Source organism: Streptomyces sp. NPDC007907 (assembly GCF_042959365.1).
Taxonomy (GTDB): domain Bacteria; phylum Actinomycetota; class Actinomycetes; order Streptomycetales; family Streptomycetaceae; genus Streptomyces; species Streptomyces indiaensis.
This window is the reverse complement of record NZ_JBIBKR010000006.1, coordinates 25,353-38,642: the sequence shown is the minus strand read 5'-3', so window position 1 is coordinate 38,642 and position 13,290 is coordinate 25,353. Positions and strand designations below refer to the sequence as shown.

The 13,290-nt window shown below is 70.9% G+C and carries 9 protein-coding genes; 2 read left to right on the top strand and 7 right to left on the bottom strand.

Annotation, left to right across the window (positions count from 1 at the left end; translation table 11 throughout):
- Positions 1-56: 56 nt before the first annotated feature.
- Positions 57-1,358 (bottom strand): LCP family protein, encoded by a 1,302-nt coding sequence (locus ACFZDI_RS24630; RefSeq protein WP_391253294.1) that lies wholly within the window; start codon positions 1,356-1,358, stop codon positions 57-59.
- 119 nt (positions 1,359-1,477) lie between these two features.
- On the opposite strand from ACFZDI_RS24630, the gene ACFZDI_RS24625 reads away from it, so the two are divergent.
- Positions 1,478-2,035: a hotdog domain-containing protein gene (locus ACFZDI_RS24625; protein WP_391253292.1), complete on the top strand. Its 558-nt coding sequence runs from the start codon at positions 1,478-1,480 to the stop codon at positions 2,033-2,035.
- Positions 2,036-2,403: 368 nt separating this feature from the next.
- Here the strand turns inward: ACFZDI_RS24625 and ACFZDI_RS24620 are convergent, their stop codons facing one another.
- A complete protein-coding gene (locus tag ACFZDI_RS24620) occupies positions 2,404-3,765 on the bottom strand; it encodes an LCP family protein (RefSeq protein WP_234850990.1) in 1,362 nt (453 codons plus the stop codon).
- A 259-nt stretch (positions 3,766-4,024) separates the two neighbouring features.
- Here ACFZDI_RS24620 and ACFZDI_RS24615 point away from each other — a divergent pair, with 259 nt between their 5' ends.
- On the top strand, positions 4,025-5,062 hold the full coding sequence (locus tag ACFZDI_RS24615) for a glycosyltransferase family 2 protein (protein ID WP_234850896.1): 1,038 nt from the start codon (positions 4,025-4,027) through the stop codon (positions 5,060-5,062).
- 85 nt (positions 5,063-5,147) lie between these two features.
- On the opposite strand, the gene ACFZDI_RS24610 is transcribed toward ACFZDI_RS24615, so the two are convergent.
- From ACFZDI_RS24610 to ACFZDI_RS24590, 5 genes are all read right to left on the bottom strand, one after another.
- Complete coding sequence (locus tag ACFZDI_RS24610) at positions 5,148-6,815, bottom strand: LCP family protein (RefSeq protein WP_391253290.1); 1,668 nt, start codon at positions 6,813-6,815, stop codon at positions 5,148-5,150.
- Positions 6,816-7,041: 226 nt separating this feature from the next.
- Positions 7,042-8,811, bottom strand: a complete 1,770-nt coding sequence (locus ACFZDI_RS24605; RefSeq protein WP_391253288.1) for an LCP family protein — start codon at positions 8,809-8,811, stop codon at positions 7,042-7,044.
- Positions 8,812-9,043: 232 nt separating this feature from the next.
- On the bottom strand, positions 9,044-10,807 hold the full coding sequence (locus ACFZDI_RS24600; RefSeq protein ID WP_391253286.1) for an LCP family protein: 1,764 nt from the start codon (positions 10,805-10,807) through the stop codon (positions 9,044-9,046).
- A 241-nt stretch (positions 10,808-11,048) separates the two neighbouring features.
- On the bottom strand, positions 11,049-12,263 hold the full coding sequence (locus tag ACFZDI_RS24595) for an LCP family protein (RefSeq protein ID WP_391253284.1): 1,215 nt from the start codon (positions 12,261-12,263) through the stop codon (positions 11,049-11,051).
- A 117-nt stretch (positions 12,264-12,380) separates the two neighbouring features.
- A complete protein-coding gene (locus ACFZDI_RS24590; RefSeq protein ID WP_234850996.1) occupies positions 12,381-13,151 on the bottom strand; it encodes a TIGR03089 family protein in 771 nt (256 codons plus the stop codon).
- Positions 13,152-13,290 lie beyond the last annotated feature (139 nt).

The window sequence follows — 13,290 nt, the reverse complement described above, 5'->3', positions numbered from 1 at the left end:
CGCCGCACGGCGAAGGGGGCACCCGCCCGGGTGCCCCCTTCGCCTCGCCTGCCCGCTCAGTTGCCGGAGACGGTGACCTTCTCGTCGTTCTTCAGCTGGCTCACCAGCGTCTTCACCTTCGCGGAGTCCCACTGGAGGTTGCCGTTGGGGGTGTTGCCGGAGATCGGCATGTTCATCGACTTGCCCTCGCCGCCGCTGACGCCCTTCATCGCCCAGAACATGGACGCCAGGTCGAACAGGCTCATGTCCTTGTCGACCACGAGGGTGTCGAGGCCGGCGCTCATGGTCGGGTACAGCTTGAAGGGGTTCAGGACCGTGCCCGGGGTGGCGACCTGGTTGGCCAGGGCCGAGAGGAACTTCTGCTGGTTCTTCGTGCGGTCCAGGTCGGAGCCGGCGAGCGCGTAGCGGGTGCGGACGAAGGCGAGGGCCTGCTCGCCGTTGAGCGTCTGCTTGCCCTTCTTGAAGTCGGCGCCCGACTTGGTGTCCTTGATGTCCTGCGGGATGTCCATCTCCACGCCGCCGACCGCGTCCACGATGTTCGCGAAGCCGGCGAAGCCGATCTCCACGTAGTGGTCGATGTGCAGGCCCGTGTTGGCCTCCACGGTGCGGACCAGCAGCTCCGGGCCGTCCTCGGCGTAGGCCGCGTTCAGCTTCGTCTGGCGGCCCGTGGCCGGGTAGAGCTTGCCGGACTCGGAGCCCTTGTACGAGGGGATGGTGACGTTCGAGTCGCGGGGCAGCGAGATCAGTGTCGGGGCGCCGTCGCCGGTGTGCAGGATCATCATCGAGTCCGTGCGCTTGCCCTCGGCGGAGCCGGTGTGCAGCTTCTTCTTCTCCTCGGCCGACATGCCCTTGCGGCTGTCGGAGCCGACGATCAGGAAGTTCGTGCCCTCGCCCCCCTCCGGCCGGTCGATGACCTTCGACAGGTCGACGTCGCGGTTGAGTTTGGAGTCGGCCCAGAAGTACGTGCCGACGCTCGTGACCACCAGCAGGGTCACCAGCGTGATGGTCGTCACCTTGATGCGGCGGCGCCAGTCCGGCGCGGGACGCGGCTCGTACATGCCGTCGCCCGGGCCACCGGGGCCCCGGCCACCGGGGGAGCCGTACACCTGGCCGGTGTTGTAGCCGCTGTCGTATCCGTCACCGGGGCCGTGGCCGCCGCCGTCCACGTAGGACGGCTGCTGCGGCACGCCGCCGCCGTACGGCGGGGCGCCGCCGTATGCCGCCTGCCCGGGCGATGCCGCCGGGCCGCGGCGGACCTGCCGCATGACACGGGCGCTCTCGGGCTGTGCGCTCGAGCTGCCGCGTCCGTAGCGGTTGCCGCGGTTGTCGGCGGAGAATCCCTCGGGCCAGTCATTCATGCGCCCCAGTGTGCAGGTCCCGGTGGTGCGCCATACAAGAGTCGTCGGAAAATCAGAGCACGGCTGTGGCGAAGCTGACACAAAACCCCCACGCGCGGGCTCGGCATAAGGTGGGGGCCATGACAGACCAGGCCCCAGCTGCGGATTCCGGTAGTCCGGACATCCCGGGCAAGCCGACTTCGGCGTCCCGCACCACCCTCAGCCACATCATGACCCACAACGACACGAACCTTCTGGGGACCGTGCACGGTGGGGTGATCATGAAGCTGGTCGACGACGCGGCGGGGGCCGTGGCCGGGCGGCACTCCGGCGGTCCGGCGGTCACCGCGTCCATGGACGAGATGGCGTTCCTGGAGCCGGTGCGTGTCGGCGACCTGGTGCACGTGAAGGCGCAGGTCAACTGGACCGGCCGGACGTCCATGGAGGTCGGTGTCCGGGTCCTGGCCGAACGCTGGAACGAGTCCGCCCCGGCCACGCAGGTCGGCTCCGCGTGCCTCGTCTTCGCCGCGGTCGACGCCGACGGCAAGCCCCGCCGGGTCCCGCCGGTCCTGCCGGAGACGGAGCGGGACAAGCGCCGCTACCAGGAGGCCCAGATCCGCCGCACCCACCGCCTGGCCCGCCGCCGCGCGATCATGGACCTGCGCGAGAAGCGAGCGGCAGAGGGCTTCGAGGACTGACGGGCCCAGGCCGGGCGCCGAGCCTCACACCCCGCCCCGCCCCCCTCGCCGCGCCGGGACCGCCGGCGGCGTGGCACATGGCTCTCCGGCCCGACCCGCGCCGCCCAGGCTGTCAGCCGCGCGGCACATGGGGCCCGCCCGGCCCACGTCGCCCGGTCTGCCGGCCGCGGGCCACGTGGTCCCCGGCCCGACCTGCGTCGCGCGGTCTGCCGGCGGCGGGCCACGTGGTCCCCGGCCCGACCTGCGTCGCCCGGTCTGCCGGCCGCGGGCCACGTGGTCCCCGGCCCGACCTGCGTCGCGCGGTCTGCCGGCGGCGGGCCACGTGGTCTCCCGCCCGATCCGCAGTGCCCGGGCCTCCAGCCGCAGCTCTAGCCGCAGGACACCTCGTCGCCGCGTACCACGCCGAACTCGCCCCGGCCCGGGTCCTCGGCCCGTACCTTGCGGACGCGTTCGAAGTCCGCGCCCGCGATCACCTTCAGGGTCGCGCCCAGGCCCTTGACCGCGCGCAGTTCGCTGCCCGGCAGGGCGGTCGCCAGGGACTTGGCCGAGCGGTCCCAGCGGGGGTCGTAGGCGACGACCGTGCGCTTCACGTCACGGGTGGCGGAGTTCACAGGCGCGTGCGTCGTACGGAACCCCGTGGACGCGAGGGCCGCGTCCACCCTGCGGCCGAGGCCGGGCGTGCGGGTGCCGTTCTCCACCTGGACGCGGATCTGCTGCGGGGCGACCGAGACGACCCGGGCGGCGCCGCGCGACCGGTGCCCGGACAGCGGCTGGTCCTTGCGCAGGGCGTGGAAGAGGCGCTCCGACTTCACGGGGTCCCACTTCAGCGTGGAGCCGACGCCCTTCACGGCGTACCCCATCCGCCCGATGGGGACGGTCGTGAACTCGGAGGAGGAGGGGGAGAAGTTCCGCATGGCGCGGCCCAGGTCCAGCATCGCGTCGGTGCCGAAGCCCTTGTCGGCGCGTACCGAGCCCAGCACGGCCCGGGTCACGTCCCGGAACTTCATGGGGTTGAGCAGGATCCCGGAGGAGGTGAGGCGCTCCACCAGTGCCGCCAGGAAGCGCTGCTGCCGCTTCATGCGGCTCAGGTCGGAGGCCCCGTCGACATGGCGGGCACGCACGAACTGCAGCGCCTGCCCGCCCGCCAGTGTGTGCCGGCCGGCCGGGAGGTTCAGGCCGGTGTAGCTGTCCTTCATGGGGTCGGCCGTGCAGATCTGCACGCCCCCGACCACGTCCACCGTCTTCATGAAGCTGGTGAAGTCGACCTCCAGGTAGTGGTCGATCTTCACCTTCGTCATGTTCTCGACGGTGCGCACGGTCAGCTGTGGGCCGCCCTCGGCGTACGCGGCGTTCAGCTTGATGGGGTGTCCGCGGTGCCGCTTGCCCGACGTATGGTCGACATGCTCCGGGGTGACCGCGTACGAGTCGCGCGGCAGGCTCACCACACTGGCCCGCTCCCGGTCCTCGGAGATGTGCACGATCATCATCGTGTCGGTGCAGTGGCAGGGTGCGCCGCCCAGCCGGTACTTGCGGCGCTCCTCCGCGCTGATCTTCTCCCGGCCGTCGGTGCCGACGAGCAGGACGTTCATGCCATCGCCCGCCTGCGGGCGGTTCTTCATGTCCTTGAAGGGGTCGACCCGGGCGATGTCCGCGTCCAGGCTGGTCATCACCCCGTGCCCGATGCCCGCGGAGGCGAGGACCACCACGGACAGCGTGGTGACCGCGCGCATCACCCAGCGCGACGTGCGCGCGGCCTGCGCGGGCCTGCGCGGGGTTCGGCGGGGGGTTCGGCGGGGGGCGGGGGGCTGCGGGCGACGCTGGGGACCGGCGGTGGACCGGGGGGACCGCGGGGGCGTGGGCATGGGAACACCTCCGGACGACGGCCGTACGTGGGATCCGTGAAACCGTAGGCCGATACGATCTGCGGCCCGCGGCAGCGCCCCGGCGGCGCGCACCGGTGTCCCCCGTTCGCGGTAACGTGAGCCCCCTATGAACGCCAATCCCGACGTGCGGCACCCCGCCGTTTCCGTGATCATGCCCGTCCTCAACGAGGAGCGGCATCTGCGGGGAGCAGTCCAAGCGATCCTCGCGCAGGAGTACGCCGGCGAGATGGAGGTCGTGATCGCCCTCGGTCCGTCCACGGACCGCACGGACGAGATCGCCGCCGAGCTCGTGGCAGAAGACGCGCGTATCCACACCGTCCCCAACCCCACCGGCCGTACGCCCGCGGCGCTGAACGCGGCGATCAACGCCTCGCGGCACCCGATCGTCGTCCGTGTCGACGGGCACGGCATGCTCTCGCCGAACTACATCGCGACCGCGGTACGGCTCCTGGAGGAGACCGGCGCGCAGAACGTCGGCGGCATCATGCACGCCGAGGGCGAGAACGACTGGGAGCACGCCGTCGCCGCCGCGATGACCTCGAAGATCGGGGTCGGCAACGCCGCCTTCCACACCGGTGGCCAGGCCGGTCCGGCCGAGACCGTCTACCTCGGTGTGTTCCGGCGCGAGGCGCTGGAACAGCAGGGCGGCTACAACGTGGAGTTCATCCGCGCCCAGGACTGGGAGCTGAACTTCCGCATCCGTGAGGCGGGCGGCCTCGTCTGGTTCTCGCCCGAGCTGAAGGTGTCGTACCGGCCGCGGCCGAGCGTGAAGGCGCTCGCCAAGCAGTACAAGGACTACGGCCGTTGGCGGCACGTGGTCGCCCGTTTCCACGAGGGCTCGATCAACCTGCGCTACCTCGCCCCGCCGACCGCCGTGTGCGCGATCGGCGCCGGCGTCCTGGTGGGCGCGCTGCTGACGCCGTGGGGCTTCGTGGTGCCCGGCGGTTACCTCGCGGCGATCCTGCTCGGCTCGATACCGGCGGGCAAGGGCCTGCCGCTGAAGGCGCGGCTGCAGATCCCCGTGGCGCTGGCCACGATGCACATGTCGTGGGGCTGGGGCTTCCTGACCAGCCCGCGGGCGCTGGCGAAGAAGGTCATCGCCTCCCGGCGCCCCGCGGTGCGTGCGGACGCCACCGCGAGCTGACCCGACGCGGCCAGGGGCCCCTTCCCGGACGGGGAGGGGCCCCTGGCGTGTGTCCTATGGCGCGTGACCTACGGCGTGGTCCTGCTCACCACTGGTAGGGCTTGTACACGTCCATGCACTCCGTCTTGTCCGCGCTCAGCGCGTCCGCGGTCTCGGGCAGGTCGCCCGCCTCGGGAGCCTTCTGCTTCGGGTAGGTCGTGCCCTCCCGCCAGTCGCTGCCGATGGTCAGCGTGGTGGTCACGTCGTCCGTGGCCCGCACCTGGCTGCTCGGGACGCCGACCGCCTTCGCCACCGACAGGGCGTTGGCCCGGCCCTGCTCCCCGGTGCTCCTCGGGTACGTCACCTGGGTCCGGGCGTGCGGGTCCTGCTGCCCGGAGGCGACGGCCCGGGTGAAGCCCTCCTGCTGCAGCGCGGCCACGATCGCGGCGGCCCGCTGGGGAACGGCGGCCTGCTCGTCACTGGCCGTTCCGTTGACGACGGTGACCGACAGCCCCGCGGCCGGCGCGGCGGCGGGCCCGGTCGCCTTCACCGACGCCGGGGACGGACCCGAGGCCGACGCCGCACTCGCCTTGCCGCCCTTGCCTGCCTTGTCGAAGGAGACGTCGTCGCGGAGCATCGCCCACATCGTGTCGGCGTCTTCCGGCTTGGGCACCAGGTGGTTGCGGTTGAGGGGGTCCTCGATCCACGGCATCGTCGTCATCGTGATGCGGTTGGTCGGGACCGACTTCAGCTGCATGCCGACGTCGTACAGCTCCTTGACCGTGCCGATCTCCTCGGACACCGTCAGTGCCTTCGTGCCCGCCTCGGCCAGGCCCATCAGGCGGCCGGTGTCGGTGAAGACGTTCTGCTGCTTCAGCGTCCGGATCATCGAGTTCATGTACATGTGCTGCGCCTTGGCGCGCAGCGGGTCACTGCCCCAGGCGTGGCGGGTGCGCAGCCACTGCAGCGCCTGCTTGCCCTGCACCTTGTGCGTGCCGGACTTCATCTTCAGTCCGGAGCCGCCGCCCTGGCCGGGCAGCGGCCGGTCCCACACGTTCTGGTTGACGCAGACCGGGACGCCGCCGATGGCGTCCGCCATGTCCACCACTCCGGCGAAGTCGACCATCATCCAGTGGTCGATGTACACCCCGGTCAGGTTCTGCCAGGTGGCGAGCGTGCAACCCGGGCCGCCGCGCTGGAGAGACTCGTTGATGATGGTGTTCTTCGCCGGGTACTTCTCCCCGGTGTCGGGGTCGACGCACTTGGGGATGTCCACCCGGGTGTCCCGCGGGATGCTCACCACGGAGGCGCTCTCGCGGTCCGCCGAGACGTGCAGGAGCATCTGCACGTCCGCAAGGGGCTTGCTGCCGATGTTGTCCCGGCCGCCGCCGAGCTTGACGTTCTCCGCGGAGTTCCGGCTGTCGGAGCCGATCAGCAGGATGTTGAGCGGGGTCTGACCGGCCGCGTTGGGCCCGGTCCTCTTGACGTCGGACTCGCCGGCGTTGCGCTTGCCCTTGTCGATGTTGCCGTTGAGGTGGCGGTAGTAGAGGTATCCGGCGCCGGCCGTCCCGAGTATCAGCACCGCCAGCACGATCGCGGACCAGCGCAATATCCGGCGTCCGCCGCCGCGCCGCCGGCCGCGCCGACGGCCGTGGCCGCCTCCGCCCCCCTCGCCACCGCCCGTGGCGGGCGCCGCCGTCCCCGGACGCTCGTCCTGGGCCAGGCCCCCCGAATCGTGCCGCGTGCCGCTTCCGCGCACGTCACTCTGCGCCATACCCCTGCCTCCCCACCCACTGGCCGACCCCGGGGCACGCCCCGCGTCGTGTTCGGATCACGGGTGACCCGTGTCCGTCCGGACCACGGGTTCCCCCACTGCTCCGCCGGAGCACGGTCGTCCCCGCTTCTGGTTGGACCTCTGACATGCCCGGTCGGATGTACACCCGGCCGATTCGTCCGGGCTTGCTCCGTCCACCTGTTAGACGCAGGAAGGGACGGTCAGGTCACTTCGCGCACTCGACCTTGTCGGCCGTGGCCTTCTGGACGTCGTCCGGGATCTTCGCCGGAGTGGTGAGGGGCACGCCCGCCCCCTTGAAGTCCTTGCCCAGGGTCAGCGTCATCGCGGGCACCCCCTGGGAGTTGGTCACGCTCTTGCCCGGCTTCAGCGCGGCACCGGACAGGCCCATGATGGCGGCGAGCCGGCGGGCCTGGTCGGCCTGGTCGGGCGCGTACTCCAACGTGGTCCTGGCCAGCGGCCGTTCGGCGTTGCCGGCGTTCTCGGACCGGGTCACGCCCTCCTGGACCTGCAGCCAGCTGAGGGTCTCCTGGGCGCTGCCGGCGACGGCGCCGCCGTTGAGGACGCGCACCCGCACCTCGGAGGCCGGGGCCTTGGTGCCCTTCAGCCGGGCGGCCTCGGCGGCCTTCTCCTTCTTCTTCTCCTGCTTCACGGCGGTCAGCGACACGTCGTCCCTGACCATCGCGAACAGCTGCTGGGCCTGGGGCTCCTTCAGGACCACCGTGGCCTTGACCTTCTCGGCGGGGTTGTCGACGACGGGCACGGTGGCGAACGTGAGGTTCTTCGTGTCGAACTTGCCCAGCTCCGCCCCGAGATCGGCCAGCTTCTTGATCGTGCTGATCTGGGAGTCGACGGTCAGCGCCTTGGTGCCCGCCTCCGCCAGCTTGATCATCTTCGTGGGGCTGGTCAGGGTGTCGTTGGACTTCAGCTTGCGCATCATCGAGCCCAGGAACTGCTGTTGCAGCTCGATCCGGCTCAGGTCGCCGCCGAAGCCCACGGAGTGCCGCGTGCGGACGAAGGCGAGCGCCTCCTCGCCCTCGATCGTGTGCTCGCCCTTGGGCAGGTCGAGCTTGGAGTCCTTGTCCTTGATGTCCTTGGCCAGGCACACGTCGACGCCACCGACCGCGCTGGTCAGCGTCTTGACCGCGTTGAAGTCGGCCACCATGAAGTGGTCCATCTTCAGCCCGGTGAGCTCGGTGATCGTCCGCATGGTGCAGCTCGGCGTACGGTCCTCCTGCCCGAGGCTGTTGTTGAAGCGGGTGCGCTGCTGGCCCGGGATGACCTTCTCCGAGCCGTCCTCCTGCGTCGTCGGGCAGTCCGGGATGTCGGTGATCAGGTCACGCGGGATGCTCAGCACCGTCGCGTTCGTGCGGTCCTTGGAGACGTGCAGTACGAGCGTGGTGTCCGCGTGCCCGGCACTGTTCTTGTCGCCGTAGCCCTCGTTTCCCTTGCCGGTGCGCTTGTCGGTGCCGACCAGCAGGATGTTGATCGCGCGGTCCTTGCTGAACCCGCCGGTGCCGGCGCCGTCGTCGGAGACGGACGTGATGTTGTCGTTGAGGTGCTCGTAGTAGAGGTACGCGGCCGCGCTCGTCCCGACCAGCACGAAGGCCAGCGACCCGCCGGTCCACATCAGGACCTTCTTGCCCTTCCCCTTCTTCTGCGCCGGACGGCGTCCGCGCCGCCCCGCGGCCGTCTCGGCCGGGGCGGCGGTGCGTCTGCGGGGGGAGGGGGCCTCACCGTCGGGGGCGGCGGCCCCGGGACGCCGGGACGGTTCGGGACGGCGGGCACGGGCCGCACCGCCCGTTCCGCCCGGGCCGCGCCCACCGGCACCACGGCCACCGGCACCACGGGGACCGGGAACGGACGGCTGCGCTGCGGAAGGGGCCAGTCGCAGTTCGTATTCGCCGGTGTTCGGGTTGAGTACCCACTGGTCTGCGGGATCGACGTCGTCCGCCCGCCCACGGCCTTGCGCGTCCACGGTTGCCTGTTCCTCCGTATGGCCACGCGGCGCCCTCCCCCGGAAGGCGCACGGTGCTGGTCTAGCAGTGCACGCCCCCAGGACGGACCTTATGGGGGAGAGCACTGGATCGCACACACTATCCGCACACTTCGGCGTCAAGCGACGTGGGTGAGAAATTGCACCTGCTCACAACTGGGCAATCCCGCCCATTTGTTTGGAGGAACTTCGGCGAACGCGAAGGAATGTCATCTCACTTGGCGCACTCCACCTTGTCGGCGGTGGACTTCTGCACTCCCTCCGGTGCCTTTGTGGGGGTGGTGAGGGAGACCCCCGCCCCTTCGAAGTCCTTGCCGAGGGTCAGGGTCATGGCGGGCAGCCCCTGGGAGTTGGTCACGCTCTCGCCGGGCTTCATCGCGGATCCGGCCAGGCCCATGATGTCGGCGAGGCGGCGGGCCTGGTCGGCCTGGTCGGGGGAGTACTCGAGCGTGGTCTTCGCCAGGGAGGCGGGCGCGTTGCCCCCGTTCTCCGACCTGGTCACGCCCTCCTCGTTCTGCAGCCAGCTCAGCGTCTCCTGGGCGCTGCCGGCGACGGCGCCGCCGTTGAGGACGCGCACCCGCACCTCGGAGGCCGGGGCCTTGGTGCCCTTCAGCCGGGCGGCGACCGCGGCGGCCTCCTTTTTCTTCTTCTCCTTCACGGCGGTGAAAGAGACGTCGTTCCTGATCATGTCGAAGACCTGCGGGGCCGACGACTTGTTCAGCACGACGGTGGCCTTGACCTTCTCCGCCGGATTGTCGATCACCGGGGTGGTGGTGAACGTCAGGTTCTCGGTGTTGAGCTTGCCCAGCTCCAGACCGAGGTCCTTCAGCTTGCCTATGCTGTCCAGCTGCGAGTCGACGGTCAGCGCCTTCGTGCCCGCCTCGGCCAGGTCGAGCATCTTGGACGGGCTGGTGAGGGTGTCGTTGGACTTCAGCTTGCGCATCAGCGCGCTCAGGAACTGCTGCTGCAGCCCGATCCGGCTCAGGTCACCCCCGAAACCGACGGCGTGCCGGGTGCGCACGAACGCCAGCGCCTGCTCGCCCTCGATGGTGTGCATGCCCTTGGACAGCTTCAGGTGCGAGTCCGGGTCGTCAAGGTCCTTGCCCACGCAGACCTCGACCCCGCCCACCGCGCTGGTCAGCGTCTTGACCGCGTTGAAGTCGGCGACCATGAAGTTGTCGGGCTTGACCCCGGTGAGCTCGGTCACGGTCCGCATCGTGCAGCTGGGCGTGCGGCCGTCCTGGCCGAGGCTCGTGTTGAAACGGACCTGCCGCGTACCGGGGATGACCTTCTGCGTGCCGTCCTCCTGCGTCGTCGGGCAGTCCGGGACGTCGGTGATCAGGTCGCGCGGGATGCTCAACGCGGTCGCGTTCGACCGGTCCTTGGAGACGTGCAGCAGGATCGTGGTGTCGGCGTGCCCGACACTGCCCGCGTCGCCGTAGCTGCCGTTGCCCTTGCCGGTGCGCTTGTCGGTGCCGATCAGCAGGATGTTGATGGCCTTGTCCTTGCTGAAGCCACCGGTGCTCGCGCCGTCGTCGGAGACGGACGCGATGTTGTCGTTCAGGTGCTCGATGTAGAAGTACGCCGCACCCGCGCCCGCGACCAGCACGAACGCCATCGTGCCGCCGGTCCACAGCAGGACCTTCTTGCCCTTCGAGGCCTTCTTCGCCGGACGCCGGCCGCGCCGTCCCGGCAGCGGCTCCTCCGGCGCCCCGCGGCGCCTGCGCGGTGACGGCACCGCACGGCCGGGTATCTCGGGCCGCGACCGGCTCGGCGCCTCGGACCGCGACCGGCCGGGTGCCTCCGTACGGCTGCGCGCCGGGGCCGCCTCGGAGGAGCGTGGTCTGCGCGGCGAGGGGATGCCCGACTGCGGTGCGGAAGGCCCCAGTCGCAGTTCGTATTCACCGGTGCTCGGGTTGAGCACCCACTGGTCTGCGGGATCGACGTCCTCCGCCCGCCCACGGCCTTGCGCGTCCACAGTTGCCTGATTCCTCCGTCGGGGGACGCGGCGCCTTCCCCCTCCAAGGCGCCCGGGTCTCGGTCACACAGTGCGCGACCTCAGGACCGTCCCTCAGAGCCGGGCGCACCGGATCGCTCACACTAACCGTCCCTTTCGCCGACGGGCGACGACGGTGACCCATTCCACGCCCCTACACCTGGGCAATCCGCCCATTTCCCTGGTGGGGAGCCATTGCTTTGGAGTCGTCTTGGTGCCCGCTTTACTCGCAGGTGTCCTCGGCTGCCGTGTTCCCCCGAAACGTCGGTGGAGGAGAAACGGTGACGGCGCGCTCCCGGTAAGGGCCCGGATACGCATCCCCGTGCGACCCCTCACGCGTGCCGGTGAGCCTCGGCGGGGCCGCATTCCGCGGGCCGTTCCCCTCCACGACCAGCGGAGAGTCCGTGCGCAGCCGCTCGAACAACCGCTCCGCCGCGGGCTCCACGAGCTGGTCGCGATTGGCGTCGTACGCATACGACTCCCGGGGGACGGTCAGGAATTGCACTTGTTCCATGGGGATGTCGCGCAGACCGCGCACGAGTTCGTACAAACCACGCAAGCTGGCCAGTTCCGGGTCGGTGGTGAGCGACGACGTGGCGGCGTCCAGCACGGGATACAGCTTCGCCGGATTCAGCAGGACGTCATTGCTGCGCACCTTGTTGACGAGTGCCCCGAGAAATCGCTGCTGCCGCTCCATCCGCTCGGTGTCGCTGCCGTCGCCGAGGGTCTTGCGGGCGCGGACGTAGCCGAGGGCCTGCTCGCCGTTCAGCGTCACGCGCCCGGCGGGCAGCCGCAGCTTGGCGGCCCGGTCGTCGATCGGCGCCCGCAGGCACACCTGGACGCCGTCGACCGCGTCGACCATCTCCTTGAAGCCGTGGAAGTCGACGACGACGTGGTGGTCGACGCGGACGTCGGTCAGCTTCTCCACGGTCCGGATGGTGCAGGCCGAACCGCCGATCTGGAAGGCCTGGTTGAACATCGCGAACCGGGGCGCGCTGCGGGAGCCGTCCGGGCGCCGGCAGCCCGGCAGGTTCACCATGAGGTCCCGGGGGAGGGAGACGGCGGTCGCACTGCGCCGGCCCGCCGACAGGTGCAGCAGGATCGTGGTGTCCGACCGCTCGGTCCCGGAGTCCCGCCCGTAGCGGGCGTTGTCACGCCCCTCCCGTGAGTCCGACCCGATCAGCAGGATGTTCCGGGCGTCCTTGACCAGGGAGGTGGGCCGCTCCTTGTCGTAGCGCGCGAGCTCGGCCGCGGCCGCCTCGTCGGGGGTGATGTTTCCGCTGAGCTTCGCGTAGAGGGCCCAGCCGACCCCGCCGGCCGCCACGAGGAGACCCGTGACCCCGAACGCCGTGATGCGCACCCACCGCCGTCGGCGCCGCCGCACCAGCCCCCGCCCACTGGCGGACGCCCCCGCGCCCGGCCCGACCCTGTAGCCCACGGCGGCACCCCTCCCTCCTGACGTAGGAACGCCCCGCGCGCACTGCTCCTACGACCATGACGCGGAGGGAGGACCGGGGGCGGGTGGGGATGGGCCGAACGGGGGGGAGGGGATGGGTTACCGGCCCGCCGTGCCCCGGGCGATCACCGTGACGCGTTCGCTCTCCACCCGCTTGTCCAGCACCCCGTCCCCGGCCTGCTCCAGGTGCCGGCACAGCACCACGGAACCACCGGTGGCCAGGGGCCCGAACAGCCCGGCGTTCAGGCCGTCCCACGTGTCGTACGGCAGCCCCGACAGGATCCGCGACCCGGGCCCGATCAGGCCCAGTGCGGTCGCCTCGGCCCGGGCCCGCTCGACCACCTCGGCCCCGCTGAACTCCCGCCCGGCCACGACCAGCGCGGGCCCGTCCGGATCCACGGGCGCGTACGGCACGAACCGGTCGCCCTGCCCCGGCACCTCCACCGCGTAGTCGACGAACCCCTCGGGCACCTGCGGGAACCGCCCGCCGAGCGGCCGCAGCGCCATCGCGATCCGGGTCCCGGAGCAGGCCCGTGCCTCCTCCAGCCGGTCCGGCCCGCTCACCACGACGTCGGCCGCACGGGCGTCCCCGGACACGTCCGCGACGACTCCCACCGACGCGCACGCCAGCAGCCACACCGCCGTCTGCCAGTGCGCGGGCAGCAGCAGCGCCACCCGGTCCCCGGGCTCGACGGACAGTTCGTCCTGGAGGAGGTTCGCGGTCTTGGCCACCCAGTTGGCGAAGGTGGCCACGGACAGTTCGACGCGTTCGCCCGTGGCGTCGTCGTAGAAGGTCACCAGGGGACGTCCCGGATCCGCGGCGAGCGCGGAACCCAGCAGGTCGGCGGGGGTGCGATCGGTGGCGTTCATCGGCGCAAGCGTACGCGGCGCACGGGTCCCCGCCCAACGGCCCGCCCACCGCCGTACCCCGATTCCGCCACCGGTTCGGCCGAATCCCGGCCGACGGCCCGTCAAATCCCAAATGGACAGACTTATACGATTATGTCCA

What these genes read in the sequence shown, in the direction of transcription:
- ACFZDI_RS24630 (WP_391253294.1), bottom strand. Translation starts at nt 1,358, where the DNA reads ATGAATGACTGGCCCGAGGGATTCTCCGCCGACAACCGCGGCAACCGC.
- ACFZDI_RS24615 (WP_234850896.1), top strand. Translation starts at nt 4,025, where the DNA reads ATGAACGCCAATCCCGACGTGCGGCACCCCGCCGTTTCCGTGATCATG.
- ACFZDI_RS24610 (WP_391253290.1), bottom strand. Translation starts at nt 6,815, where the DNA reads ATGGCGCAGAGTGACGTGCGCGGAAGCGGCACGCGGCACGATTCGGGG.
- ACFZDI_RS24590 (WP_234850996.1), bottom strand. Translation starts at nt 13,151, where the DNA reads ATGAACGCCACCGATCGCACCCCCGCCGACCTGCTGGGTTCCGCGCTC.
- ACFZDI_RS24620 (WP_234850990.1), bottom strand. Translation starts at nt 3,765, where the DNA reads ATGCGCGCGGTCACCACGCTGTCCGTGGTGGTCCTCGCCTCCGCGGGC.
- ACFZDI_RS24625 (WP_391253292.1), top strand. Translation starts at nt 1,478, where the DNA reads ATGACAGACCAGGCCCCAGCTGCGGATTCCGGTAGTCCGGACATCCCG.